This window comes from Microbacterium sp. 22242 (assembly GCF_052045495.1).
GTDB lineage: Bacteria > Actinomycetota > Actinomycetes > Actinomycetales > Microbacteriaceae > Microbacterium.
The window spans coordinates 17,846-43,765 of record NZ_JBQEOZ010000007.1 but is presented as its reverse complement, the minus strand read 5'-3'; the positions used below and the strand labels follow the sequence as shown (position 1 = coordinate 43,765).

The window sequence follows — 25,920 nt, the reverse complement described above, 5'->3', positions numbered from 1 at the left end:
GCTCATCGCCTACGGCGTCGTGCCCTCGCGCCCGGTGCTCCCAGTCCCGGTGCGGCCCGATGCGGGGCGCACGAGCGGCTCGGCGTCGCCCCTGCGGCGGTGCCACCAGCGCAGCACGTGATCGACTCCGAAGCCCACGATCACGGCGAACACCACGGCGATGCCGACGCCGAGCAGCGGGTTCTCATGCACCCACTGCCCCGCGAGCAGCCCGATCGCGAGGGCGTAGCCCACCCAGGTGACGCAGGCGAGCGCGTCGTAGAAGAAGAACCGGCGATGCGGATAGCGGGTCTGTCCGGCGACGTAGTTGACCGCGACCCGCCCCCAGGGGATGTAACGGGCGGTGAAGATCAGTGCCGCGCCGCGCTTGTCCAGCTCGTACCGCGCCCATTCGAACATCTTGTGCACGCGCGGGCGGCGCATCCACGCCCAGCGCTCCGTGCCGATCGTGCGGCCCAGCAGGTAGGCCATGTTGTCGCCCGCGATCGCGCCGATCAGGGCGGTCAGGCCGAGGACGACGAGGTTCGGCTCCCCGCTGTGCTGCGAGAGCGCGGCGAGTGCCACCAGGGCCGTCTCGCTGGGCAGGATCGTGGCGAACCCGTCGGCGAAGAAGAACACCAGCAGCACGGGGAAGAGCCACAGCTGGCCGGCCGCGTGCAGCAGCCAGGCGTTCAGCAGGTCCATGAGAGCGCGCTCCTGGGGCGAGGCCGGACGAGGGGACGATCACACGCTACGCCGGCGCCACCGGCCCGTCGTCATCCCACGGGCTGATGTTCCGCACTGTTCACCGAGGCCCGACGGCCGGGCGTCGGCCGGCGGCTCAGACCGCGACCGCGTGCTCCGGACAGCGCACCGCATAGCACTCCGCGCACACCACGTCCTGATGCCGGCACGAAGGATCCGGACAGTTCGCGGTCCGGCTGGTCGCCGTGCCGCATCCTGCGCACACCCCGATGACCGCCGCGTGGTCGCTGAACGCGACGGATCCGCGCCCGTCGAACACGTACAGCGACCCCTCCCAGAGGCCGTCGTCGCCGTACTCCTCGCCGTACCGGGCGATCCCGCCGTCGAGCTGGTACACCTCGCCGAAGCCGCGCGAGCGCATCAGCCCGGACAGCACCTCGCAGCGGATCCCTCCGGTGCAGTAGGTGACGACGGGTCGCCCCTTGAGGTCGTCGTACGCGCCCGAGTCGAGCAGGCCGACGAAGTCGCGGGTGGTCTCCGCGTCGGGCACGATCGCTCCGCGGAATCGCCCGATCTCCGCCTCCAGGGCGTTGCGGCCGTCGAAGAGGACGACCTCGTCGCCGCGCTCCGCGACCAGCGCGTGCAGTTCCGCCGGGCTCAGCCGGGTGCCGCCGCCGACCACGCCGTGCTCGTCGACGCGCAGCTCACCGGGCGCGCCGAAGGAGACGATCTCGTCGCGCACCTTGACGCTCAGCTTCGGGAAGTCGGCGCTGAACCCGTCGGCGTCCACCGCCGTCCCCTCGCTCCACTTCACGTCCGCGTCGCGGAACGCCGGGTAGGAGCGGAACGATCGCAGCCACCGCTTCACCGCCGGCAGGTCCCCGCCGAGCGTGCCGTTGATGCCGTGCGCGGAGATCAGGATCCGCCCGCGCAGATGCAGCGCCTCGCACAGATCGCGCTGCCAGAGACGGATCGCCTCGGGATCCGGAAGCGGCGCGAACGCGTAGAACAGCACGATCTTCGGGGTGGGCACCAGGAGATTCTAGAAGCCCGTCCCGAGCGCGGGCGCTGTCAGCGTTCGTCGTCCTCCCGCGAGCTCCGCCGGGCCCACGCCCCCGCCGCCTCGCTGGAGAGCGCCAGCAGCGCGAGGCACTGCAGCGATGCGGCGAGCAGCGTGCCGTTGAACCCCAGCCTGGCGTTCCCGTCGAGGTAGTCGATCGCGGTGGAGAGCACGCCGATCGCGAGCAGCACCATCAGCACGGCCCGGGAGCGTCGGCCGCGCCGCAGCACGAACCAGGCCATGAGCAGCTGCGCGAGCGAGACGACGCCGGCGAAGCCGAGCCCGCCCAGCAGCAGCGCGACCGCCTCGGGCTGGCCCTCGACGAACAGCCGCCCCACGTCCCTGTCCGTCGCCGCACCGACGATCAGGCTCACGAGGTCGACCAGCCCGCCGAGCGCGACGACGCCCACGGCGAAGAAGATGGCCAGCGGCGCATGGCGCATCGATCGCTCGGCCGTCGTCCGGAACGACTCGTGGCGGCGTCCGCCCGGGTGGTCGAGGACGGGATCGCCACCGAGTCCGCCCGCGTCGCCTTCCACGGCCACGGCGGTGAGATCGAGGATGGGCAGATCCCCGTCGGTGATGAACCGGTCGCCTCCGCCGTTGCGCGAGTGATAGCCGGTGGTGAAGTCGTGCAGGGTCCGGACGTTGACCGCGGCGTCCGCCTGGCAGGCGCTGTGCACGACGAAGTCGCGCTCGATGTCGGTGTCCTCGTCGATGCGGTGCGTGACCTGCAGGGTGAACAGGCTGAGCCCCACGTCGGTGTCGAAGCTGCCCGCGCCCAGCCAGTCGGTCTTGGCCCCGCCCGGCAGCAGCCACCCGGGCGGGCAGTGCCAGAAGCGCACGTGGTGGCGCTGTCGCGGGTTGCCGTCCACCTCCTGCTGGTACGCGACGTCGTGCCGGCGGCCGAACAGCATGAGCGGAGACACCGGCGCGGTCGCATAGCTGCGGCGCGTGAGCGTCGACACGATGATCCCCCAGGTCGACGCCGCGGTGATCTCGTCGGCCCGATGCCACCCCGCCCGCGTCATCACGGCGTCGAGCTGCGCGGAGGTTCCGTCCACACCGAGGTTGACCGGGTCCCCGAGCAGGCCGTCGGCCGTGCGGGTGCGTCCGAAGAAGTAGTCCGGCACGTACAGATCCGACAGCAGCCGGTGCAGCCGCGGCAGCACCAGGTACGCCATGATGGCCCACACCGGCAGGAACAGCAGCACCGACCACGGATACCGGAAGCTCTGCAGCGAGATGATGACCGCGAGCCACACGGCGGATGCGGTGCCGACGAGGAACGCGATCCGGTCGACGACGGTGGCCGGCGGCAGGGGCTGCTGCATCCGCAGCGTCCATCGCCGACGGGACGGATGCTGCTCGGACACAGGCGGATCTTCGGGGCCGGTCACATCGCGCCTCTCCTTCGCAGTCGTTCTCATCCTGGCACGCGCCCCGCGGCTGCGGACCGCCCTGTCCGAAGCCGTCGGCAGGATCGGATAGGATGGTCAGGTTGTACTCCTGGTGACGTGTCCGAGCGGCCGAAGGAGCACGCTTGGAAAGCGTGTGTTGTGCAAGCAACCGCGGGTTCGAATCCCGCCGTCACCGCAGACGTGAAGCGCCGCCTCTGGAAGACGGGGGCGGCGCTTCACTCGTCTCCGCCGCCATCGGTCGCAGCACATCGGCTCGTGGAAAACAAGCCCGTTCCCGCTCCCGGGTCCGGCAGGTAGCGTGCGAACATGAACGCCCAGGATCGTCCGCGCGACGCGTCAGCACCCCGCCCCTCCACGTGGGCGCCGAGCGCCGGCCTCTCCGTGCGCGCCGACGCACCGAGCGCGGAGATCAAAGCACGGATGGACGCGCTGGGAGACCGCGCCCACAAGCCGATCCCGATCCCGCACTTCCCGCCGCTCGGGATGTGACGCGACCCGGCGTCGTCATCCGAGCTGCGGCGCGATCCGGATCCCGTAGGTCGTGCTGCCGTCGCCCGATGCGAGGAGTGCGAACCCGAGCCGCTCGTAGAACGCGCCTGCGGACGCGTTGTCGGCGTTCATCGCGAGGTGCAGCCCGGTGACGCCGCGTCGCCCCAGTTCGGCGAGCAGCGTGTCGATGAGACGCCGGCCGAGTCCCTGTCCCTGCGTCTCGGGGAGCAGGTCGATGTGCAGGTGCGCGGGGTACTCGCGCACGATCGGATCCTCGCGCGGCGCCATCCGGTCGCCGTAGGCGAGGAAGCGGTCCTGCGCGGTCGGCTCGGCCTGCCCGGAACGACGGTAACGGGCCTGGCGCGACGGCCACCACTCGTCACGGAACCAGGCCGCGAACCCGTTCGTGTCATCCGTCGCCACGACGTAGCCGATCACGCGCGCATCGTCCGCTTCCACGACCCAGCACAGCGCCGGGTCCCGCAGCGCGTACGGCACCGCGAAGAGGTCGCCCCACAGGGCGTCGTCCTCGAGCATGCCCGTGGCGTCGGCGCCCACGTCCGCCGTCTTCACGCACACGTCGTACAGCGCGTCGACGTCTTCGGAGCGGAACGGTCGAATGCGCGTCACAGAGAGCTCCTCAGTGCAGGGGTGGCGGTCCGCTCAGCCTAGCGAGATCGGGCGGCCCGCGACCGGACGCGGCTGCGGACGCCCCGGGGACCCGGGACGCCCGCAGCGATCGTGCTCAGGCTCAGCCGGCCGGGGTGCTGAAGGCCCACAGCCCGCCGGGGGATGCCGGGTTCTCCGTCGCGGGTCCCGTGGTCCAGCCGGGGAAGGCCTGCGGCGAGCCGAGTGTGCCGCTGGCCGCGCTGACCGTGCCGGCACTCTGCCACGTCCAGATCCGCCGGGAGAGCAGGATGCTGCCCTCGCCCGTGGAGAGCCAGTTGTTCGGCACGCTCCAGATCGTGCTCACCGTGATCGAGGCGCCGGCGGCGAGCTTCGAGGACGCGTTGCCGACCGTGATCGTCTCGGTGCGCGTGTTCCCGTAGGCGTCCGAGACGCCGTCCTGGTGCGTCCAGCCCACCGAGTACCCGGACGAGGCGTTCACCGCGATCGGGGCGAACAGGGTCGGGTTCGACGCGCTGGCCTGGCCTGCCGACGGCTTCGGGATCGAGTTCTGGATGTTGTAGGGCACGTTGAACGCGATCGTGAACGGGCCGGAGATGGGGTCCGTAGTCGACGAGTTCGTCAGGGTCCAGGTGTAGGTGAAGTTGTCGTTGTCGCTGTTGAGCGCACCGGGGCCCGGCGAGAACACGAGCGTGCCGGTCCCGGATGCCGTGGCCGTGGGGACGGCCGCCGCGGCGGCGATCACCGGGACGGACCACGCCGCACCCTTGATGATCGTGCGGCGTGACATCCGCCCGCGCGTCCGCACGGTCTCCGTGGCCCTGGCCACCGTCCCGATCGTTCGGTTGCTCATGAAGTCGTCCCCTTGTCGTCGTCGCGCAGCTCGCCTGCACCCCAACGAGGCTAGAGAGTTCGGTCATCATTTGCAAACGCTTCCATCAATGTTTCGCTGGGCATAGAGCCACCAGCCCATCGACATACGAGAAAAGACGTAAGCGATTGCAACGACAGTTCAGCGGGCGCTTGCCCTGGTCGTCCCGCCCGGTGGCGCACCTCCGTCCCCCTCCGGAATCGGCGCGGGTCCCACCCAGCGCCACAGCACCGCGGCGACGACGAGCGCCGTGCCGCCTCCGACGAGAGCGCCGCCGACCGTGTCGCTGAACCAGTGCACGCTGAGCACCGTGCGCGAGAAGCCCATCGCGATCACCCAGAGCGCACCGCCGATCACGGTGGCGATCCGCGGGAACAGGAACCACAGCGCCACGGCGAGCGCCGCCGCGTTCGCGGTGTGCCCGGACGGATAGGATCCGAAGTCCGACGCGATCAGCAGATCCACGGGCCTGGCCCGCCCCAGCAGGTGCTTGACGAGCTGCACGGCGACCACGCTCGCGAGGAACACGACGAGGACGGAGACGGACGCCCGCCAGCCCCGCAGCAGGCCGAGTAGCGCGACGCCGAGCGGGACGACGACCACCGCGAACCAGCCGCCCCCGAGGAAGTTCATCACGAGCGCGAACGCGACCAGGGGCGGGGAGCGCCACTCCCCCATCTCCACGTTCCATGCCTCATCGAGCGAGACGATGAGCCCGGGATGGAGGACGATGAGGGAGCCGACCACGACCGCGATGGCGATGGCCGCGACTCCGGTCCAGAGTGCGATCCGTCGTGTCATCCGGCCATTCTCCCCCGACGCGCAGAGCGGGGCGCGATCGACGCGNTCGCACCCCGCTCTGCACCGCTCCGGCTCAGCCCTTCGTCGCTCCGGCGAGCAGGCCGCGCACGAAGAAGCGCTGCAGCGCGAAGAACACGACGAGCGGGACGATGATCGAGATGAACGTTCCCGCCGACTGCAGATACCACTGGTTGCCCCAGGTGCCGGACAGCGAGTTCAGGGTCTGCGTCAACGGCAGCGAGGACTCCGGCGCGAAGATCGTCGCCACGAGCAGGTCGTTCCAGACCCAGAGGAACTGGAAGATCGCGAACGAGGCGATCGCGGGCATGGCCAGCGGCAGGATGATGCTGAAGAAGATCTGCCCGTGGCCCGCGCCGTCCACGCGCGCCGCCTCGACGACTTCACCCGGAATCTCGGCGATGAAGTTGTGCAGCATGAAGATCGCCAGCGGCATCGCGAAGATCGCGTGCGCGATCCACACCGTCGCGAAGCTGTGATCCACGTCCCGCAGCTCGAGCCCGGGGAAGATCTGCGTTCCGAACAGCGTCAACCCCCGCGAGAACAGCGACAGCAGCGGCACCAGGGCCATCTGGATGGGCACGATCTGCAGCGCGAACACCATGACGAACACGAGGTTCTTGCCCTTGAAGTTCATCCACGCGAACCCGTACGCCGCGAGCGAGGCGATGAAGATCGGCACCACCGTCGCCGGGATCGTGATCGCGAGCGAGTTGATGAACGATGCACCCAGGGTCAGCGCGGTGCCGCCCGAGGTCAGCGCGTCCGCGTAGTTGCTCAGCGTGAACGACGGATCCACGAACACCGTCCACCAGCCGGTGCTGTTCGAGTCCGCACCGGGGCGGAACGACGTCACCAGGAGGCCGAAGGTCGGGATCGTCCAGAAGATCGCGATGATCACCGCCGCGATCGTGGCGCCCTTCGACGTCAGCCGCTTCTGCGCCGACGCCTCGTTGCGACGGGTGTCGCGGGCCACCTGGCGCTTGGTGCGGTCGTCGGTGACGACCGCCTGCGTCGCACTCATCAGCGGATCTCCCTCTGCTTGGCCATCTGCCGGGCGTTGTAGATGATCAGCGGCAGCACGAACAGGAACAGCACGACGGCCAGCGCCGAGGAGTGCCCGTAGCTCTGGAACCGCTGCTGCTGGTTCACCATCTCGAAGCCCAGCACGGTGCTGTTGGCGCGACCGCCGGTCATCACCGCGACGATGTCGTACACCTTCAGCGACGCGATCGTGATGGTCGTGAGCACCACGATCAGCGACGACCGGATCCCCGGCACCGTCACATTGCGGAAGCGATCCCAGGCGTTCGCGCCGTCCAGCGACGCCGCTTCCAGCTGCTCGGTCGGCACCGCCTTGATCGCCGCGGACAGGATCACCATCGCGAAGCCCGTCTGCGTCCAGATGAACACGATGAGCAGGCAGATCGTGTTGACCAGCGGCGTGGTGTCCAGCCACGAGACCGGCTTCCCGCCGAACATCGTGGCGATCGCGTTCAGCAGGCCGATCTGGTTGCCCTGCCGGTAGTCGTAGATGAACTTCCAGATGATGCCGGCGCCGACGAACGAGATCGCGACCGGCATGAAGACGAACACCTTGAGGATCTTCTCACCGCGCGCGCGGTCGATGAACACCGCGTAGGCGAGGCCGAAGATCGTCGACACGACGGGGGCGATGAGCGCCCAGATCAGCGTGTTGATGACGGACCAGAAGCCCTCGGGGTTCGTGAACACCCACTGGTAGTTGTCCAGTGCGACGAACTCCTTGCTGGTCTTGTCGAAGAACGACTGGATCACCGTGCTCACGGCCGGGTAGATCAGGCCGATGAGGAGCAGGAGCGACGCGGGCGCCATGAACAGCGCGAGCTGCAGGGTGTAGCCCGCGCCCTCGCGTGCCCGGTAGTCGGCGAAGAACAGCATGCCTCCGGCGATCAGCGCGATCGCCATGACGTAGATCAGTGCGTTCTGGTACGGGCGCAGCAGCATGAACGCGAGCACCGGGATGACGAAGCACGCCACGAGTCGCAGCCAGAAATAGCCCTTGCCGTGCCGCGGCGCGTATTCGATCAGCAGCAGCAGGATCGCCGCGACGACGGCGAAGACGACGAGCACGATCGGTATCTGCAGCAGCGGGTTCAGGCCGCCGATCCACACGAAGAAGCTCTTCAGCGAGAAGCCGATCGTGGTCGGCGTGGGGGTCTCCGGCGCGGGGCTCACCAGCAGTGCGAGGAAGACGCCGATCATCGCGACGGCGCCCACGATCATGGCGCCGACCGTGACGGATCGGGAGGCGGTCGTGCGACCGGATCGGGTGGATGCGGTCGCGGTGGTGGTGGCGGGCGACGTCGTCGTGGTGTGCGACATGAGGACCCCCTTCTGGGTTCGACGTCGAACTCTGTCAGGACCTGCCCGAGAAGGGCTGCGGGTCGTCCGCATCGGCGGACGAGACCCGCAGCCCTCTCAGGTAGTGCTCAGACTAGTTCTTGTAACCGGCCTGGATGTCGCTCAGCACGGCGTCCGTCGGCTTTCCGTCGATCCAGCTGACCATGCCCTTCCAGAACGACCCGGAGCCGACGGTGGCCGGCATCAGGTCCGAGGCGTCGAAACGCAGCGTGGTCTTCGGGTCCTGCAGGGTCTTCATGGCGTCCTGCAGGAACGGGCTGGAGGCCAGCGACGCATCCGCGTTCTTGTTCGCGGAGATGACGCCGCCCAGCTTGACGCGCGCGTTCGCGAAGTCCGGAGACGACATGAACTCGAGCACCTTCTTGGTCGCGGCGTTGTCGCTGAAGCCGGCGACGAACTCGCCGCCGCCCTCGATCGTGTTCTCGCCCTCCTTCAGACCGGGCAGCACGAACGCGTACACGTCGCCGTCGGCGGCGACCTTGGGCGCAGCGCCGGCCTTCGTCTTCACGTCCAGGAAGTTGGAGGAGAGGAACGAGGCCTGGTGCGTCATCGTGCAGGTGCCGTCGGCGACCTTGGCCGCGACGTCCGCGAAAGCGGTCGAGTTGATGCTCTTGACGTCGCCGAAGCCCGCGTTCACGTACTTCGGGTCGAGCAGGATCGTGCCCACGGCGTCGAAGGCCTTCTTGATCTCCGGGTCGGTGAACTTCACGTCGCCGGCGACCCACTTGTCGTAGACCTCGGTGCCGCTCTGGCGCAGCACGAGGTCCTCGACCCAGTCGGTGCCCGGCCAGCCTGAGGCGTCACCGGAGGCGAAGCCCGCGCACCACGGCGCCTGGCCGGTCTTCTCCTGGATCGTCTTGGTGAGCGTGAGCAGCTCGTCCCAGGTCTTCGGGACCTGCACGCCGAGCTCCTTGAACTTCGCCGGCGAATACCAGACGTAGCCCTTGACGTTCGCGAGCATCGGCGCGGCGTAGAACTTGCCGTCGACGGTGCCGTACGTCTTCCAGTCCTTGGACCAGTTCTTGTCCACGTTGGCCGAGACCTCTGCGGGTGCCGTCTTGACCTGACCGGTGCCCACCAGGCTCTTCAGCAGACCGGGCTGCGGGACGATCGCGATGTCGGGTGCGCTGCCGCCGGAGACCTTGGTGACGATGTTGCCCTCGAAGCTCTTGTCACCGGTGTAGACGACCTTGATGCCGGTGTCCTTGGTGAACTTGTCGAAGGACTTGTTCAGCAGATCGGCCTCGGTTCCGGTGATGCCACCGGAGATCTTGACGGTCTTGCCCTTGACATCGTCCCCGCCGCCGGTGGTGCCGCTGCTTTCTGCACACCCCGCCAGGGCGAGGCCCGAGACGGCGAGCAGCGCCAGCGGTGCCAGCAGGCGACGTCGCTGAGACATTCCCATACGTTTCTCCTTCGAATCGCGCGAAGACTGGTTTCCCCGCGCTGGGGGCTCCTCCCAGGAACCGCTTCCAGGCGACACTAATGACCATCGCCCCCTTCCCGCAACGTCGCACGGGTCACAACTGCATAACCCCGGGCTCGCGAGACGGAAGTCGTGGGAGCGATTTCAAGGAACCGGTTCCACAATGCCGTGCCGATCGCTAGGGTGAGGGGATCCGTTTCGAGGAGGAAGCCGTGACCGGGATCGTCGATGTCGCACTGCGGGCGGGGGTCGCGAAGTCGACGGCCAGCCGTGCGCTGAGCGGCAACGGCTACGTCTCCCCCGAGACCAGGGAGCGCGTGGAGCGCGCGGCACGCGAGCTCGCCTACTCCGCGCACTCGAGCGCCTCCAGCCTCGCCACCGGCCGGACGTCGACGGTCGGCGTGATCATGCCGACGGCGGACCGGTGGTACTTCGCCGAACTGCTCAGCGGCCTGCAGCAGGCGCTGGTTGCCGAGGGACTGGATCTCAGCCTGTTCGGCGCCACGGCAGGCAGCGCCGAACGCGCGCGCATGCTGGACCATGCTCTCGCCGCCCGCCGCTTCGACGGGATCATCGCGGTGTGCCTGCAGCCGGGCGCGCACGAGCTCGAGCGCCTCGCCGGGACGGGACTGCCGCTCGTCTCGATCGGCCCGTTCTCCGAGCGCGCCGACACGGTCACGATCGACGATGTCGTCGCCGCCAGGGTCGCCACGGAGCACCTGATCGACCTCGGCCACGAGGACATCGCCTTCCTCGGCGACGAGCCCGACGCCGACCGGTTCAGCTTCGGCGAACGCAAGCGCCTGGACGGCTACTGCCAGGCGATGATCGCCGCCGGGCTCGAGCATCGGATCCGGCCGGTGCCGACCCGCTCGACGATCCCGGAGGCGTTCGCCACCGCGGCGGCGCTGCTGGCCGATCGCCGGCACCGCCCGACCGCCATCACCGCGGTCTGCGACGAGGCGGCGATCGGCGCGATCCTCGCCGCCCAGCGCCTCGGCATCGGGGTTCCCAGCGAGCTCAGCGTGATCGGCATCGACGACCACCGGTACGCCGCGATGTTCAACCTGACGACGATCCGGCAGCTTCCCAAGGAGCAGGGGGCCGAGGCAGTCAGGCTGCTCCGCACCAGGATGCGAGATGCCGAGGCGCCGCTCGAGCACGTCCTCTCGCCGATCTCGCTCGTCGCCCGCGCGTCGACCGCGCCGCCGCGGGAGGCCCGCTGACCGCGGAGCGCGCGTGGTCCGGGGACGCACGAAAGCCCCGGGAAACCCGGGGCTTTCGCAGAGCGTGGGAACGCGGTTACTTGAGGGTGACCGTCGCGCCGGCCTCTTCCAGAGCGGCCTTGGCCTTCTCGGCGGCCTCCTTGTTGGCGCCCTCGAGGACGGCCTTCGGGGCACCGTCGACGACGGCCTTGGCCTCGCCGAGGCCGAGCGAGGTGAGCTCGCGGACCGTCTTGATGACCTGGATCTTCTTGTCGCCGGCAGCCTCGAGGATGACGTCGAAGGAGTCCTTCTCCTCGACCTCTTCCGCAGCGCCCGCGCCACCGGCGCCGGCAACGGCGACGGGAGCGGCCGCGGTGACCTCGAACTTCTCCTCGAACGCCTTCACGAACTCGCTGAGCTCGACAAGGGTCAGACCAGCGAACTGGTCGAGCAGCTCCTCAGTGGTGAGCTTCGCCATGATGTATCTCCTAGATAGATGGGGTTTGTGGGGAAAGACCGGACGAGGCTCAGGCGGCCTCGGCGGTCTCCAGCTTCTCGCGAAGAGCATCGATGGTGGCCGCGGCCTTGCCCATCGTCGCCTTCATCATGCCCGCGGCCTTGGCCAGCAGAACCTCACGGCTCTCCAGCGAGGCGTACTTGTTGACCTCGTCGGCACTCAGGGCGTTGCCCTCGAAGATGCCGCCCTTGATCACGAGAAGCGGGTTCGCCTTGGCGAAGTCACGCAGGGCCTTGGCGGTGGCGACGAAGTCGCCGTGCACGAACGCCACGGCCGACGGACCCTTGAGGTCGTCGTCGAGCGCCGTGATCCCCGCGTTGTTCGCGGCGATCTTGGTCAGCGTGTTCTTCACCACGGCGTAGCTCGCGTCCTGACGGATGTTGTTGCGCAGCTGCTTGAGCTGGGCGACCGTCAGACCGCGGTACTCGGTCAGCAGGACGGCGTTCGAGTTCTCGAAGTTCTTCGTGAGCTCGACGACCGATGCATCCTTCTGCGCCATGGTCACTCCTTGGTGGGTACGGGGTGCTCCACGGAGGTGGAGCACCGGCCGGGACCGCGGCGCAGCTGCGGGCAAAGAAAAACGCTCCGGCGCAGGCGCACGGAGCGGGAAATCCAGGATCCTGGAGAATCGTTCGTGTCACCTGCGCGGGCCCTCTGCTTCACGGATCCGGGGATCCTGCAGTGCTTCGATCGTCACGTGCTCGCACACACGACGATGACCGGCGGTCTTCGGTTGATCCCACAGTACGCGATCGCCGCCTCCTCGCCAAATCGCGGACGCTCTGGCCGAACTCGCGTGTAGTCGGCCGCACGTCCGCATCGCCGGTCCTTCAGGGCGTAAACGTTTCCAATCATTCTGAGGTCGATGTGTGCTGATCACGCCACGACGGGGCCCGGATCGCCGACAGGGCGCCGTTTACACGGGTTTTCATCGCGGGTCCGGTCTCACCTTGTGGACAGTTTCGACCTGGAAGCGCTTGCACTTACTCTTGACGGGCGGCTCCTTCTGCCCCATCGTGGATCCCACGTCCGCGACTTCCCGCGGCGCAAAAGCACCTGTCCGAGGCATCGTCGCCCGGGCCCGGTCCGCTCGGGTGACGACGCCAGGCACACACCAGATGGAGACTTCGATGATCCTGCCCCGCAGAGTCGCGGTGGACGCGCCCCCGAGACGGCGCCTCGCCGCCCGGATCAGCGCGATCGCCGTGGGAGCGCTGGCCGCCGGCGCCCTGATCCCGCTCGCCTTCTCCGGCGCGGCCCACGCGAGCACGCCGAACGGAGGCGACGTCGTGGCGAACCTGTTCGAGTGGAACTGGAACTCGGTGGCGTCCGAATGCACGAACGTGCTGGGCCCGAAGGGGTACGGCGCCGTCCAGGTCGCTCCCCCGCAGGACTCGGTCCGGCTCAACCAGTCGTCGCATCCGTGGTGGGAGGTGTACCAGCCCGTCGGCTACGACCTGAACAGCCGGATGGGAACTGCGGCGCAGTTCGCCGCCATGGTCGGCACGTGCCACGACGCCGGGGTCAAGGTATACGCCGACTCGGTGCTCAATCACATGGCGGGCGACAACCAGACCACGACCGACTCCTACGGCGCCGACTCGTTCAGCGCGGCCTCGCACACGTACGCGCAGCCCGGATACACGGCGAGCGACTTCCACGGCTACCCGGACGACTGCCCGAACTCCAACCTCGCCATCAACGACTGGAACAACCAGACGCAGGTGCAGGAGTGCGAACTCGTGTCGCTCGAGGACCTCAGGACCGAGAGCAGCCACGTCCGCTCCACCGAGACGGCGTACCTCAACCAGCTCGTCGGGCTCGGCGTGGACGGCTTCCGCCTCGACGCCGCCAAGCACATCAACGCGAACGACCTGTCCGCGATCCTCGGCGGCGTGCACAACACCACCTGGACGAACTCGCGGCCGTACGTGCTGCAGGAGGTCATGCCCGGCGGCTCCGGCGGTCTCGCGCCGAGCGCATACGAGGGGCTCGGCCAGGTGATCGAGTTCACCTACGCGACCGCCCTGAAGAACCAGTTCAACGGCAACATCGCGAACCTGTCCTCGCTCGGTCAGAGCTGGGGCATCGAGCCCTCCGCATCGTCGGGCACGATGGTCACCAACCACGACACCGAGCGCAACGGATCCTCCCTGAACTACAAGGCCGGGTCCACCTACGTGCTCGCCAACATCTTCCACCTGGCCTACGGCTACGGCACTCCGCAGGTGTACGCGAGCTTCACCTGGAACGCGTCGGACGACTCCCCGCCCGCCGACGCCAACGGCTTCGTCACCGACACCGACTGCCAGAACGGCTGGTACTGCACCGACCGCGTGCAGGGCGTGGCGAACATGGTCGGCTGGCACAACGCCGCCCAGGGCGCCTCCGTCGCGAACTGGTACAGCGACGGCGCGAACCTGATCTCGTTCAGCCGCGGGAACAAGGCGTGGGTCGCGATCAACAACGGCACCTCCGCGCAGACCCGCACCTTCGCGACCGGCCTGCCCGCCGGCAGCTACTGCGACGTGATCCACGGCGATCTCACCGCCTCGACCGGAGCATGCTCCGGCACCTCGGTCACGGTCGACGCGAGCGGCAACGCCTCGGTCACCGTGCAGGCCAAGGACGCCGTGGCGCTCTACGGACTGACCGGGTCCACGACACCGGCCCCCTCGCCGACCCCGACCGTCACCTCGACCCCGACCCCGACCGGCCAGGTCGCGGAGACGTTCACCGTGAACGGCGAGACGGGCACCACGCCGGTGTACCTCTCCGGATCGATCGCCGAACTCGGCGGCTGGGCGCCCGGGTCCGCGATCCCGATGACCCCGTCCGGCTCCTCCTGGACGGTCACGGTGAACCTGCCGCAGAACACCGCGATCCAGTACAAGTACATCCAGAAGGACGCCTCGGGCACCGTGACCTGGGAGCCGGGGAGCAACCACTCCGCGACGACCGGCAGCGGATCCACCGCCGCGATCACCGACCAGCTGAACGGCACGACCGCTCCTCCGCCGGCGTCGACCACCGTCGCCGTCACGTTCTCCGAGAACGAGACCACCGCCTGGGGCAGCAACGTCTACGTCGCGGGATCCCTCCCGCAGCTGGGCGGCTGGGACCCGGCGAGCGCCGTCAAGCTCGACCCGTCGGCGTACCCGGTGTGGTCCGCGACCGTCGCCCTGCCGCCGAACACCGCCTTCCAGTACAAGTACATCGTGAAGGACGCGAACGGCGTGGTGACGTGGGAGAGCGGCGCGAACCGCAGTTACACCACGGGGGCGTCGGGGGCGGTCACACTCAACGACACCTGGAAGTAGCCGCCGCGGTCGGCACGGCCGCACGATGCCCCGACCAGGCATCGTGCGGCCGTTCCGTCGTGACGGGGACCGGTGCCGTGCGGGCCGGATGCGGCGTGCCAGGACGCGCGCGTCGGACGCCGGAGGTAGCCTCGACAGGTGACCCCGGAACTCGAAGCGCGCATCGTCGCCGATTCGCGCGACCGGGTCGCCTGGCTGCGGGCCAGGGCGAGAGGGATCACCGCCACCGACGTCGCCGGGCTCACCAGCGAGGCCTCGATCGCGCGGGCCGCCGACGCGAAGCTGGGTGCCGGTCCGAGGTTCGCGGGCAACGCGTACACCGACCACGGCCGCCGCCGCGAGCCCGAGATCGCCTCCTGGGTGGCCGCCACGCACGGCATCATGCCGTCGTCCGCGCTGTTCCGCGCCGAGGTCGAGCCGCGGCACCTGGCGACGCCGGACGGCGTCATGCAGGATCCGGCCGGACGCGTCGTCCTCGCCGAGATCAAGACGACCAACAAGTCCTGGCGNGCAGGTGTGGTGGCAGCAGCACGTGCTCGGCGCCGAGCGCACCCTGTTCGTCTGGGAGGAGCACTCCGACTTCCAGCCCGTCCACGACGAGCCGCACTGCGTCTGGATCGACCGCGACGAACGCGAGATCGAGACGCTCGTGGGCCTGGCCACACGGCTGATCGACGAGCTCTACCGCCGCACCACCGGCCGTACGCCTCCGTCCCGCACCCCGGAGGCGCCGGACAGCCGCCGGGACGCCCTGCGTGAGCGGGACATGTTCCGTGCGCTGGCGCTCGCGGACTGATTCCGCGAGCACACCGCGGCTCGGGGTGTCACGTGCACTTCGGGTTTCCCCCGAGCGCGCCCGTCGTCAGGGTCTTCGTCAGGCTCGCGGACTTCCAGTTCGTCCCCGCGTCGTTCGTGACGGTGAACGTCACCGTGCTGCCGAGCGCGTTCTGAAGGATGCTGCCCAGCAGCCCCTGGTCGAGAGTCATCGTGTAGGTATAAGGAGGGGCCGATCCCGCGGAGGCGACCGGACCTATGTCGCTCGAAGGGTTGGCCACCAGCTTCGTCGTGGGGCCCGTCGTCGGTGACAGCGGATACGCCGACTGCCAGGAGACCGTGACGCTCGTCAGGATTCCGAGGGCCTTCGTCGTCGTGCAGGTCATGTTCGTCGGGCTGGCGAGCGTCGCCGCCGTCACCGTGCCGCTCGCGACGTGCTCCGAGTCGGTGTAGGACGCATCCGTCAACGCCGGACGAGGAAGGAACAGCGCCGTCGCGCACGCCGCGACGGCGAGCACCGCGATCGCCGCACGGCGGCGTGAGGAAGCTCTCCCGAGTCTCACGAGTCACCGCCCCGTCGACGCCGGGGGACGAGCAGGAGCGCTGCTGCGGCGAGGAGAAGAACGCCTCCTCCGACGATCGCGGAGATCGGCGCCGATCCCCCGGTCGGCGCCAGCGACTCCTCCGGACCGGTCTGCAGGTGGTCGCCGAACCCGTCCGCATGCACGCGGAGCTGCGTCGCACCCGAGACCTCACCGCCGGCGAGGCGCACATCCAGCCGCAGGTGCGCCACGGAGCCGGCGGGCATCGCGTCCAGCACGACGGTCCGGCCGTCTCGCGGGACGCTCCAGGCGGAGCGCAGCAGCTGCGAGCCGCCGGCGCACTTCTCGCCCTGCCACGCGACGGAGCAGAGACGGGCGTCCACCTCGATCGGCGCGTCCCCGGTCGCGCTGACCCCGAGAAGCACCGTGCCGGGGCCCGGGGCGGCATCGCTCACCACCAGGTCCCAGCGCACGTCGGTGCCCGGCTCCATCTCCGCCGGAGAACTGTGATCCGCGTGCAGCACGAGACGCACGTACTGGCCCTGCACGACCTGAGTCGCGGGATCGGCGCCCGCCTCCGGCACCGTTGCGATGCCGAGTCCAGCGACGGAGAGGGCCGCCATCATGCCGGCGACGAACGTGTCACGGCGCCTCATGGCTCTCCTGCGGCGCATCGGACCGCTCGCCCTCCGCAGCAGGCGCCTCATCGGAGCCGTCACGTCCGCCGGAGCCCCGGCCACGCGGCCAGAACGCCCAGACGACCAGGGCGGTGACGCCGATCGTGATCCCGCCGAGCACGAGAGGGTTGCCGAACGCCACGATGACGGGTGCGAGTCCCGGGACCGAGAAGCGCACGATCCGCACCGTCGAGACCGGATACGGAGCCACGTCGTCCTGCGCATTCGCGTCGCCGCGCAGCGTCAGGAGGCGTTCGCCGGACACCGAACCGTCGGCGACGGCCCGCACTCGGTGCGTGACGGGAAGCTCGCCCGGGCGATCCACCGTCACGACGTCTCCGACGTGGACCTGGGAGGCGGGGATCTGCTGCACGATCGCGACGGACCCGGTCGGGATCGTCGGAGCCATCGATCCGGTGCGGAACATGATGAGCGTGATGTGCGCCGTGAACGCGAGGATCACCAGCACGATGCAGACGAGCCCCGCCAGCGCGACGATCCAGAGCAGGATCTCGCTGAGCACGCCGCGGGCCGTGGGGCGGCGGCGCCCGCCGCCACTCGCGTCCGCCCCGGCAGCAGCCCGCTTCTCCGCCGGCGCTTCGGGGCCCGCGTCCACTCGGGCGTGGCTGCGTCCGTCCGCCGGCGCACCGCGGCGCGCCTCGCGGCGGCTGGTGGGCCGTGTCATCTCCGACATGCTGTTCTTCTCTCTGTGTGGCCTGACTGCGGACGGATCGGCGATGTGCGGGTCCTGCGGATCGGGTGCCGGCTTCACGTTTCGACTCAGGTCGATGTCGCGACGAGCTGCCAGGTCTGCGTCGCCGTCGTGGTCTGCATGCTGTTCGACGCATCGACCGGCAAGGTGATCGCGAAGCAGTAGTACACCGGGGTGCGGTCGGCCGCGAGTGCCTGCAGGATGGAGGACGAGGTCCCCAGGGTCGAGCCGTCGGGGATGACGGTGCGTCCGTTGACGTATCCCGTGGCGTTGCATTGGGTCATGGCACTCACCGTCCGCACGCCGTACCGGAGATCGATCAGCGCGCCGGCCGGGGTTCCCGCGGTGAGCTGGACCTGCCCGGCGATCGACCCGCTGGTCGCGCGCACGGCGAACGCGGCATAGGAGGTGTTGCCGGGGAACAGCCCCCTCACGGCGGGGTTGAAGCTCAGCGCGGCGGCATTCGTGCTGGCGTGCTTGGAGTAGTCCGTACCGTCGAGCGAGCCTTCGATGCCGAACTGCGCCGCCGTGAACGTGCTGTTCGCGTATTCGGCGTCGTTCCAGCTCGCCAGGGTCGATGTCGCCCCCGTGCCGAGGACGAGCCCGCCGGCGAGCAGGGCCCGGATCCGCAGGAGCCGGATCCGGCGCTCGCCGGCGCTCGATACCGTTCGCCGCCCCTTGTGGGTCAGCATCACGGTTGTCCTCAGTTCGAGGTGGCGGTGAACTTCCACACGGCCGTGCCGGCCCCGCCCTGCTGCAGGACCGCCTGGCTTCCGGCGGTCGCGACGAAACACAGCTTCTGCGCAGCGCCGGCCGTGGTCGGCGGCGTGCCCTTGGCCAGCGCGAACGTGGTCGCTCCGGTGGCGGTGCTGAGGTTCGCTCCGGACAGGATCAGCGTTCCGGCCGTCGACACGTTGGCGTCGCACGCGGTCGCGCTGGGAACCGTGTAGACCTTGTACGAGATCGCCGCCGCGTTCGTGCCCGTGCCGGACGAGGCGTCGAGCGCCGGCGTGATCGTCGCGGGGCTGGTGGTCGTCTTGTCCAGCTGCAGCCAGTACGAGGCGTAGACGCTGTCGCCCGGGGTGAGGTTGCCGAAGTTCGCGCTGAACGTCAGCGCAGCGCCGGGCGCGGTGGTGTGCTCGCCGTACGTGGTGCCATCGGTCGAGCCCTGCAGGTTGAACGAGCCGGCGGTGAAGGTGCCGGTCGCGAACTCGGAGTCGTTCCAGGCTGCGAGCGTGATCGCCGCCCCGACGCCGAGAACGAGGCCTCCTGCGAGCACGGCGAGGATCTTGCGCCGGGTGCGAGTGGAAGGGGAAGCCGTGATGGTCATGGTGGTCCTCGAGGTCGGGAGCTGTTTCCTCGAGCCTGCATCCCGGAATACCGGTATGCAAGGAGCTTCGCACTTCCTTGAGGGCCGCTTCACACAGCGTTGAGGATCGGCCTCCGTGCGGACGGGAACAGCGCCTACGGGACCTGTGCCAGGGCGACCAGCGGTCCGAGCGCATCGCGGTGCACCGCAATCGCGGGACCGGCAGCGTCGATGAGGACCCCGGTCATCTCCGGGTGCTCGGCGATGACCGTGCCGATCTGCTCGGCGCTGAACGGCATCGGCTGGTCGCCGCGTCCCAGCGCGATGATCTCGAGAGGGTGACTGAACAGCTGCAGGTAGCGGGAGCCGTCGGGGGTGTGCGCCTCGGCGACGCCGTACTGACCGTCGCCGTCGACATCGCTGACCGCGACCCACACCCTCGCCGTGGTGAGCGCCTGGGCGATCCCCGCTTCGGAGTCCGCGTCGCGGGGCGCGGCGAGCAGCGTCTTGATCGCGAACGCCGGATCGGCCTCCTCGAGCGCCTTCTGCAGGACCTCGGCAGGGAACACCACGCGGTGCGGCGCGGAGGCGTTGTCGATGATGAGGCCGGCGAACGGCCCCTCGATCACCTGCTGGTACACGGCCTGCACCGGCTGCACGACGGCGGACGTGGCCGAGGGGTCCTCCTCGCTCTGCTGCACCGAATCGCGCACGGCGGCCGCCGAGCTGAACGCGAGCATGAACGAGTTCTCGCCGTCGTTGACCACGGCGACCGACAGCGGCTTGCCCTCCCGGATCTGCTCGCCGGCGTCGCCGTGCACGCGGAGGAACAGGTCGCCCTGCAGCGACTGCCGGAGCACGCCGAGCAGTTCGGCCTGGCTGGGATCCTCTCCGAGCATCGCGAGCGCCTCGCGCAGCAGCACGTTGTCGGGCATGCCGGGGATCGACTCGGTCTGCTCCGGCGGATCGGCCGGCGCGAACGGGAGGGCGGGGCGACCGTTCGCCGTCGTGGGAACGCCGCCCGCCTCGGGCGCGGGCACCGCGGGCGCCTCGTCGATGATCGGGTCGATCAGGTCGTGTCCGGGTTCCGGCGCCTCGACAGGAGCGGAGACCTCGGGCCCCGCGGGTGCGCCGAGGCCGCGGAACGCCTGCACCGACACGTTCACCTCGGGCGCTGGGGCGACCCCATCGTGCACCGGGCTCTCGGCGGGGCCGCGGGAGGTCTCGACGTCCTCGGCGGGCGCCTCCGCGGCGACGGCATCGTCCTGCTTCTTACGGCTCGAGAAAAGACCCATCCCGCCAGCCTAACCGCGCCGGGCTCCGTCGTCGTGACGGGCGGACGCCTCAGATCTTCTGGATCGGGGCGATCTTCACGAGGAGCTTCTTCTGCCCCGCCGTATCGAACCGCACATGCGCGATCCGCTTGGCGCCCTCGCCGGTGATCGCCTCGACGCGGCCCTCGCCGAAGTCGTCGTGGCGGATCCGGTCGCCGGCAGTCAGCTCGAGGTCGCCGTTGTCGCGCACCTTCCCGGTCACCCGGTTCGGGAACTTGTCCATCGCGGTGGAGAGCGGCTGGAGCCCTTCCCGGCGAGGCAGCTCGCGCGGCGAGAACCGGTCGCCCGAGCCCGCGGATCCGCCGAACCCGCCGCCGGGACGCCGCGCGTTGAGCGCGCGGGACTGCGTGCCGCCGCGCGAGTTCACGTCGCCGGGCGACTGGCGCCAGTCGACCAGATCGCCGGGGATCTCCTGCAGGAACCGGCTCGGCATCGCCACGGACACCTCGCCGAACTGCGCGCGGGTCATCGCGAGCGAGAGGTGCAGCCGCTTGCGCGCCCGGGTGATGCCGACGTAGAAGAGACGACGCTCCTCCTGCGGACCGCCGGGCTCGTTCGCGGAGATCCGGTGCGGGATCAGGTCTTCCTCGACACCCGTGACGAACACGGCGTCGAACTCGAGGCCCTTCGCGGTGTGCATGGTCATCAGCGACACCACCCCCGACTCGTCGTCGAGGTCGTCCGCGTCGGAGACGAGAGCGACCTCGGTGAGGAAGTCGGCGATCGTGCCCTCGGGGTTGTTGCGTGCGAAGTCGCGGGTCACCGCGATGAGCTCGTCGAGGTTCTCCAGCCGTGCCTCGTCCTGCGGGTCGCGGCTGGCGCGCAGCGCGTCCATGTAGCCGCTCTTCTGCATCAGCAGGGTCAGCCCCTCGGCGACCGCGGCGGGCGGCGCCACCTCGCCGGAGGCGGGGAGCATGATCTCGGTCGCCTCGCGCAGCACGGCATCCAGCTGAGCGATCGACGCCTGCAGCTTCGGGCCGACCCCGAGCTGGCCCGGATGCGCGAGCGCGTCGCGGAAGCTGATCCCGTGCTCCTCGGCGAAGCGCGCGATCGCGGTCTCGGTGACGTCGCCGATCCCGCGCCGCGGCCGGTTCAGGATCCGCCGCACCGCCATCTCGTCGGCCGGGTTCGCGACCGCCACGAGATAGGCCAGGGCGTCCTTGATCTCGGCGCGCTCGTAGAACTTCGTTCCGCCCATGATCTTGTACGGCACGGCCGAGCGGATGAAGATCTCCTCCAGCGCCCGCGACTGCGAGTTCGTGCGGTAGAAGACGGCCATCTCGCCGTACGGCATGCCGGCCCGGCGCAGCGCCTCGACCTCGTCCGCGACGAACTGCGCCTCGTCGTGCTGCGAGTAGCCGGTGAAGCCGACGATCCGCTCCCCCGCGCCCTTGTCGCTCCAGAGCTTCTTGTCCTTGCGGTCGAAGTTGTTGCTGATCACGGCGTTGGCGGCGGACAGGATGTTCTGCGTCGAGCGGTAGTTCTGCTCGAGCAGCACGACCTTCGCGCCGGGGAAGTCGCGCTCGAACTCGCTGATGTTGCGGATGTCGGCGCCGCGGAACGCGTAGATCGACTGGTCTGAGTCCCCGACGACGGTGAGCGAGGCACCGGGCTCTGCGCCCGCCGACTCGTGCGGGTCGGGTTCGAAGATCATCATGCCGTTCGAGGTATATGGCCCTCCGCCCCCGGTCCCTGAGCCCGTCGACGCGGACCGGGTGAGCTCGTGGATGAGCGCATACTGGGCCGCGTTCGTGTCCTGGTACTCGTCCACGAGGATGTGCCGGAACCGGCGGCGATACGTGTCGGCGACCTGCGGGAACGCGCGGAACAGGTAGACCGTCTGGCCGATGAGGTCGTCGAAGTCGAAGGCGTTGGCCTTCTGCAGCTGTCGCTGGTAGTCCGCGAACACCTCGACGAAGACGCGCTCCGCCGGATCCGACAGGTTCGCCTGACGGGCATAGGACTCCGCGTCCTGCAGCTCGTTCTTCAGCTTCGAGATCCGGGACTGCATGGCGGCAGGCGTGAAGCCGAACGCGTCGGCCTCGTGATCCTTCACCAGCCGCTTGATGAGCGCCCGCGAGTCCCCGGAGTCGTAGATCGTGAACGACTTCGTGAAGCCGAACTGCTCGGCCTCGCGCCGCAGGATCCGCACGCAGGCCGAGTGGAAGGTGGAGATCCACATGCCCCGTGCGGTGTCGCCGACGAGCTGCTCGACGCGCTCGCGCATCTCCCCCGCGGCCTTGTTCGTGAACGTGATCGCCAGGATCTGGCTCGGCCACGCCTCGCGCTGGCGCAGCAGCAGGGCGATCCGCCGGGTGAGCACGCTGGTCTTGCCCGACCCGGCGCCCGCCACGATGAGCAGCGCCTGTCCGCGGTAGGTGACGGCATCGAGCTGCTGCGGGTTGAGGCCCGCCAGCAGATCGTCGGCGGATGCGCCGGAGCCCGATCCGTGAGACCCGGGAAGGGCGGATCCGGGCGGGAGGACGACGGGGGAAGGGGCTTCGCTCATGACCCTTCGAGTCTAGATCGGGCAGCCGACATCGGCTTCGGCCGCGGAGGGCCGGCGACGTGGGCCCGTCGTGCCCGTCCTCGGCGTCGGAGCGCTCAGGCGATCCTCGTCCCCGGCGGCAGCCGGCGCGCCGGGGTCCGCGTCCGCGCCCAGGCGCCGGCGAAGAGCCCGCCGGCGATCACGAGCTGGATCCCCAGCCCGACGTACCAGCTCGGCGTCGTCGATGCGAGGATCTCCCGCGGAGGCGGCGGCGTGTACTGCGCCGGCCCGCACTCGTCCCCGCCAGGCATCGACGGCGGCCGCTGGGCCGAGCGCACGGTGAGCTTGAGCCCGCCGAAGATGTCGAGCGGGTAACCCTGCGGGGAGAGGGCGGTGGGGGTCGCGTCTGCGAGCACGACGAACGGGTTGGCCGCGAGGAAGCCCCAGACGTAGTCGTAGCGCGGCAGCTGGACGACCTGCGTCGTCCAGGTCTCGCAGTTCGGCGTCCCGTCGGCATCGCGGTCGTACACCTTCACGTCCACCCCGGTGCGGAGCACCATGCCGCCGAGGCCGAAAGCGATGAGCGTGCCGATCGTGAGAGCCGCGATGACGAGATAGGTGTTCGCGACGGAGAACAGCGGCCTCGCGACCAGGCCGCTCCAGCCGATGCCGATCGTCGCGACGATCACGATCTCCGCGGCCAGCACGAGCAGCGACACGACCAGGACGTCGGGCGGCACGGCGCCCGCCAGCATCGACACCACCAGGAACGGCACGGCGACGAGCAGGAAGGCGGCCCCCGTCATGATCGCCGCGAGGAGCTTGCCGAACATGATGTCGCCCGTGGTCGCGAGCGTGGTCTGCAGACTCGCGAGAGTCGCCGCATCCCGGTCGCCGTTGATCGATGATCCGCTCAGCGTGGGCGAGATCAGCACCACGAGCAGCAGCACCAGCATGACGATCGCCGAGAAGGGACCGGATCCCGCCGCCGAGCTGTACGAGAACGCCATCAGCGCGAGCACCGTCACGATGAGCAGCACGAGTGCGAACACGCCGAGCAGGACGTACCAGCCCGCGCTGCGCAGCCGCTGCGTCAGCTCGAGTCGGGCGATCGTCCAGATCCGGGCGACGGTCATCACGCACCTCCGAGGGCGAGGAAGGCCTGTTCCAGCTCGCTCTGCGCCGGGCCGAAGGCCACGACGGGGACGCCGGCGCGGACCAGTCGCGACAGCCCGGCGGCGGCCTCCGCTTCGTCCGCGAACACCGCCAGCACGTCGCCGCGGTCCGCGCGCAGGGCGTGCGGCTCGACGCCGAGCGCCTCCGCGACCCGCCGCGGCACCGACCCGGCGGCCTCCGCGGATCCGGGCGCGGGCGCTTCCTGCGCCGCGAGCACCCTGATGCGCCAGGGGCGGGCGGTCGATGCGGGCTTCGCCACGACCTCTCCCGCGACCAGGAACACGGCGTCGTCGATGACCTCCTCGAGTTCGGACAGGACGTGGCTGGAGATCAGGATCGTGCTGCCCTCGGCGGCGAGGCGGCGCAGCAGGATCCGCAACTGCACCCGGCCCTCGGGGTCCAGACCGGATGCCGGTTCGTCGAGCAGCAGCGTCCGCGGACGATGCACGAGCGCCCGCGCGAGTCCGAGCTTCTGCTTCTGCCCGCGTGACAGCACCTTCGCCGGGGCGCCGGCGAGCGTCTGCAGCCCGACGAGAGCGATCAGCGCCTCCGCGCGGTCCGCGGCGTCGGCGGCCGTGAGGTCGTGCAGCCGCGCCACCGTGCGGAGCGTCTCGCGCACGGTCAGGTTGGGCCAGGCGCCCATGGCGTCGGGCATCCAGCCGAGCACCCGGCGGGCGTCGACCGGGTCCGCGACCGGATCGATGCCGTCGATGCGGATCCGGCCGCGGTCGGGCGCGAGGAGCGAGGCCAGCATCAGCAGCAGAGTGGTCTTGCCGGCGCCGTTCGGCCCGACCAGGCCGGTGATGCGGCCCTCCGCTGCGTGGAGGCTCGCGCCGCGCACCGCGTGCACGGAGCCGAAGCTCCGCGCCACGTCTTCGACCAGGATCCCGCCTCCGGACCGACCCGTCATAAGGTCAGCATAGGAGACGCAGAGACGACGCCCGGATCCGGCGTGTGGCTCAGCCGTCGTGCGCGGCTCAGGCGCGGCGCGCGGCTCAGGCGCGGCGCGCGGCTCAGGCGCGGAAGACGGTGTCGCCGAGATCCGGATGGTCCACGAACACCCCGTCGACGCCCGTCCCGGCGATCCGCGCCCACTCCGCGCGGTAGTCGCCGAAGGCGGCCGGAGCACCGGCCCGCTGGAAGCGCGGATCCAGGAAGGCGTTCTCGGGGCGACAGGTCCAGGTGAACACGCGCAGCCCGCGTTCGTGCGCCCGAGCCACCAGCGCGTCCCCGCCCGGCTCGAGCAGCATCCGCTTGTCGACGCTGATGCCGTCGACCGCGACCGCCAGTGCGTCGAGCCCGTCCGCCGTGAGCGCGTCTGCGTAGGTCGCGGCGGCCGCACCGTCGCGCGCCACGAGGTCGGCCGGCGGCCCTTCCGCCTCGAGCAGGTACACGTACTGCGCCCGCACCCCGTGTCCGCGGAGGTCGTCCAGCACGGTCCGCTCGAACGACTCGATCCACAGCGGATGGCCGCCGGACGCCCAGCCGGCGCGGCGCAGCTCGTGCGCGACGAGCACCGCGAGATCCTGCCCGATGCCTGCGAAGAACGTCGGATGCTTGATCTCGAGCACGATCCCGATCTCTCGGCCGTGCTCGGCCGAGGCCGCGGCGACGAGGGCGAGCAGGTCGGCCAGCCGCAGGATCGGCTCGGTGTCGTCGTGGGCGGCGGATGCGGGGCGGAGGGCGGGCAGCCGCTCGCGGCAGCGCAGGGTGCGGAGCTCGTTCCAGGTGAAGTCCTCGGTGAACCAGCCGGTGAGGTCCGCACCGTCGATCCGCTTCGTGGTGCGGCGGTCCGCGAACTCAGGATGCTCGGAGACGTCCGTGGTGGCGGAGATCTCGTTCTCGTGCCGGATCACGAGCACCCCGTCGCGGGTCGCGACGACATCCGGCTCGACGGCGTCGACGCCCATCGCGAAGGCGAGCCGATAGGAGGAGGCGGTGTGCTCGGGCCGGTGGCCGGGTGCGCCGCGATGGCCGATCAGCAGGGGCGCGCCGAGAGGGATCCGCCGGGTCACGCTCTCAGCGTACGGCACCCCTCTTCCGCACCGCGGCGGGTATCGTTGAGG

At 69.9% G+C, this 25,920-nt stretch carries 24 protein-coding genes, 1 tRNA gene and 1 pseudogene; 5 read left to right on the top strand and 21 right to left on the bottom strand.

Going from position 1 to position 25,920, the window contains the following annotated elements; translation table 11 throughout:
• Positions 1 to 9: 9 nt before the first annotated feature.
• The 3 genes from ACTJJZ_RS09570 to ACTJJZ_RS09560 all read right to left on the bottom strand — a co-directional run bounded on the left by ACTJJZ_RS09570 (position 10) and on the right by ACTJJZ_RS09560 (position 3,120).
• Positions 10 to 684, bottom strand: a complete 675-nt coding sequence (locus ACTJJZ_RS09570) for a DedA family protein (RefSeq protein WP_440720952.1) — start codon at positions 682 to 684, stop codon at positions 10 to 12.
• A gap of 136 nt (positions 685 to 820) precedes the next feature.
• Positions 821 to 1,717, bottom strand: coding sequence for an oxygen-dependent tRNA uridine(34) hydroxylase TrhO (gene trhO, locus ACTJJZ_RS09565; RefSeq protein ID WP_440720951.1), 897 nt, complete (start codon positions 1,715 to 1,717; stop codon positions 821 to 823).
• A gap of 38 nt (positions 1,718 to 1,755) precedes the next feature.
• On the bottom strand, positions 1,756 to 3,120 hold the full coding sequence (locus tag ACTJJZ_RS09560; protein WP_440720950.1) for an LssY C-terminal domain-containing protein: 1,365 nt from the start codon (positions 3,118 to 3,120) through the stop codon (positions 1,756 to 1,758).
• Between the two features lie 135 nt (positions 3,121 to 3,255).
• On the opposite strand from ACTJJZ_RS09560, the gene ACTJJZ_RS09555 reads away from it, so the two are divergent.
• A tRNA-Ser gene (locus ACTJJZ_RS09555) sits at positions 3,256 to 3,340 on the top strand.
• Positions 3,341 to 3,471: 131 nt separating this feature from the next.
• Complete coding sequence (locus ACTJJZ_RS09550; RefSeq protein ID WP_440720949.1) at positions 3,472 to 3,654, top strand: hypothetical protein; 183 nt, start codon at positions 3,472 to 3,474, stop codon at positions 3,652 to 3,654.
• A gap of 15 nt (positions 3,655 to 3,669) precedes the next feature.
• On the opposite strand, the gene ACTJJZ_RS09545 is transcribed toward ACTJJZ_RS09550, so the two are convergent.
• From ACTJJZ_RS09545 to ACTJJZ_RS09520, 6 genes are all read right to left on the bottom strand, one after another.
• The gene (locus ACTJJZ_RS09545; RefSeq protein WP_440720948.1) at positions 3,670 to 4,284 is read right to left on the bottom strand and encodes a GNAT family N-acetyltransferase; all 615 of its coding nucleotides are present in this window, start codon (positions 4,282 to 4,284) and stop codon (positions 3,670 to 3,672) included.
• A 121-nt stretch (positions 4,285 to 4,405) separates the two neighbouring features.
• Complete coding sequence (locus tag ACTJJZ_RS09540) at positions 4,406 to 5,134, bottom strand: hypothetical protein (protein WP_440720947.1); 729 nt, start codon at positions 5,132 to 5,134, stop codon at positions 4,406 to 4,408.
• A gap of 159 nt (positions 5,135 to 5,293) precedes the next feature.
• Positions 5,294 to 5,953, bottom strand: a complete 660-nt coding sequence (locus ACTJJZ_RS09535) for a phosphatase PAP2 family protein (protein ID WP_440720946.1) — start codon at positions 5,951 to 5,953, stop codon at positions 5,294 to 5,296.
• Between the two features lie 73 nt (positions 5,954 to 6,026).
• A complete protein-coding gene (locus tag ACTJJZ_RS09530) occupies positions 6,027 to 6,995 on the bottom strand; it encodes a carbohydrate ABC transporter permease (protein ID WP_440720945.1) in 969 nt (322 codons plus the stop codon).
• The gene (locus ACTJJZ_RS09525; RefSeq protein ID WP_440721087.1) at positions 6,995 to 8,215 is read right to left on the bottom strand and encodes a carbohydrate ABC transporter permease; all 1,221 of its coding nucleotides are present in this window, start codon (positions 8,213 to 8,215) and stop codon (positions 6,995 to 6,997) included. The genes ACTJJZ_RS09530 and ACTJJZ_RS09525 overlap by 1 nt, the downstream gene beginning before the upstream one ends.
• Before the next feature lie 232 nt (positions 8,216 to 8,447).
• Positions 8,448 to 9,779: an ABC transporter substrate-binding protein gene (locus ACTJJZ_RS09520; protein WP_440720944.1), complete on the bottom strand. Its 1,332-nt coding sequence runs from the start codon at positions 9,777 to 9,779 to the stop codon at positions 8,448 to 8,450.
• 233 nt (positions 9,780 to 10,012) lie between these two features.
• Here ACTJJZ_RS09520 and ACTJJZ_RS09515 point away from each other — a divergent pair, with 233 nt between their 5' ends.
• Positions 10,013 to 11,026 carry a LacI family DNA-binding transcriptional regulator gene (locus ACTJJZ_RS09515; protein ID WP_440720943.1) on the top strand — a complete coding sequence of 338 codons (1,014 nt, stop codon included), beginning with the start codon at positions 10,013 to 10,015 and terminating at the stop codon, positions 11,024 to 11,026.
• A gap of 76 nt (positions 11,027 to 11,102) precedes the next feature.
• On the opposite strand, the gene rplL is transcribed toward ACTJJZ_RS09515, so the two are convergent.
• Entirely contained in the window at positions 11,103 to 11,483 is a 381-nt protein-coding gene (gene rplL / locus ACTJJZ_RS09510; protein ID WP_440720942.1) for a 50S ribosomal protein L7/L12, read from the bottom strand.
• 49 nt (positions 11,484 to 11,532) lie between these two features.
• On the bottom strand, positions 11,533 to 12,021 hold the full coding sequence (gene rplJ / locus ACTJJZ_RS09505) for a 50S ribosomal protein L10 (RefSeq protein ID WP_440720941.1): 489 nt from the start codon (positions 12,019 to 12,021) through the stop codon (positions 11,533 to 11,535).
• A gap of 631 nt (positions 12,022 to 12,652) precedes the next feature.
• Here rplJ and ACTJJZ_RS09500 point away from each other — a divergent pair.
• Both ACTJJZ_RS09500 and ACTJJZ_RS09495 read left to right on the top strand, forming a co-directional pair.
• Positions 12,653 to 14,842 (top strand): carbohydrate-binding module family 20 domain-containing protein, encoded by a 2,190-nt coding sequence (locus tag ACTJJZ_RS09500; RefSeq protein ID WP_440720940.1) that lies wholly within the window; start codon positions 12,653 to 12,655, stop codon positions 14,840 to 14,842.
• Between the two features lie 138 nt (positions 14,843 to 14,980).
• Positions 14,981 to 15,638 (top strand): annotated as a pseudogene (locus tag ACTJJZ_RS09495) (YqaJ viral recombinase family protein).
• 28 nt (positions 15,639 to 15,666) lie between these two features.
• Here the strand turns inward: ACTJJZ_RS09495 and ACTJJZ_RS09490 are convergent.
• The 10 genes from ACTJJZ_RS09490 to ACTJJZ_RS09445 all read right to left on the bottom strand — a co-directional run bounded on the left by ACTJJZ_RS09490 (position 15,667) and on the right by ACTJJZ_RS09445 (position 25,869).
• Complete coding sequence (locus ACTJJZ_RS09490) at positions 15,667 to 16,179, bottom strand: hypothetical protein (protein ID WP_440720939.1); 513 nt, start codon at positions 16,177 to 16,179, stop codon at positions 15,667 to 15,669.
• Positions 16,176 to 16,814, bottom strand: coding sequence for a hypothetical protein (locus tag ACTJJZ_RS09485; RefSeq protein ID WP_440720938.1), 639 nt, complete (start codon positions 16,812 to 16,814; stop codon positions 16,176 to 16,178). Before ACTJJZ_RS09485 ends, ACTJJZ_RS09490 begins: the two co-directional genes overlap by 4 nt.
• Positions 16,801 to 17,529, bottom strand: a complete 729-nt coding sequence (locus tag ACTJJZ_RS09480; protein ID WP_440720937.1) for a signal peptidase I — start codon at positions 17,527 to 17,529, stop codon at positions 16,801 to 16,803. The genes ACTJJZ_RS09485 and ACTJJZ_RS09480 overlap by 14 nt, the downstream gene beginning before the upstream one ends.
• An 86-nt stretch (positions 17,530 to 17,615) precedes the next feature.
• Positions 17,616 to 18,239, bottom strand: coding sequence for a SipW-dependent-type signal peptide-containing protein (locus tag ACTJJZ_RS09475; protein ID WP_440720936.1), 624 nt, complete (start codon positions 18,237 to 18,239; stop codon positions 17,616 to 17,618).
• An 11-nt stretch (positions 18,240 to 18,250) separates the two neighbouring features.
• On the bottom strand, positions 18,251 to 18,877 hold the full coding sequence (locus tag ACTJJZ_RS09470) for a SipW-dependent-type signal peptide-containing protein (RefSeq protein ID WP_440720935.1): 627 nt from the start codon (positions 18,875 to 18,877) through the stop codon (positions 18,251 to 18,253).
• A 134-nt stretch (positions 18,878 to 19,011) separates the two neighbouring features.
• Positions 19,012 to 20,151, bottom strand: coding sequence for an SseB family protein (locus tag ACTJJZ_RS09465; protein WP_440720934.1), 1,140 nt, complete (start codon positions 20,149 to 20,151; stop codon positions 19,012 to 19,014).
• Positions 20,152 to 20,200: 49 nt separating this feature from the next.
• Positions 20,201 to 22,699 (bottom strand): ATP-dependent helicase, encoded by a 2,499-nt coding sequence (locus ACTJJZ_RS09460; RefSeq protein ID WP_440720933.1) that lies wholly within the window; start codon positions 22,697 to 22,699, stop codon positions 20,201 to 20,203.
• A 95-nt stretch (positions 22,700 to 22,794) separates the two neighbouring features.
• On the bottom strand, positions 22,795 to 23,814 hold the full coding sequence (locus ACTJJZ_RS09455) for an ABC transporter permease (RefSeq protein WP_440720932.1): 1,020 nt from the start codon (positions 23,812 to 23,814) through the stop codon (positions 22,795 to 22,797).
• Positions 23,814 to 24,764 carry an ABC transporter ATP-binding protein gene (locus ACTJJZ_RS09450; RefSeq protein ID WP_440720931.1) on the bottom strand — a complete coding sequence of 317 codons (951 nt, stop codon included), beginning with the start codon at positions 24,762 to 24,764 and terminating at the stop codon, positions 23,814 to 23,816. Before ACTJJZ_RS09450 ends, ACTJJZ_RS09455 begins: the two co-directional genes overlap by 1 nt.
• 103 nt (positions 24,765 to 24,867) lie before the next feature.
• Positions 24,868 to 25,869, bottom strand: a complete 1,002-nt coding sequence (locus ACTJJZ_RS09445) for a glycerophosphodiester phosphodiesterase family protein (RefSeq protein WP_440720930.1) — start codon at positions 25,867 to 25,869, stop codon at positions 24,868 to 24,870.
• Positions 25,870 to 25,920: the final 51 nt, after the last annotated feature.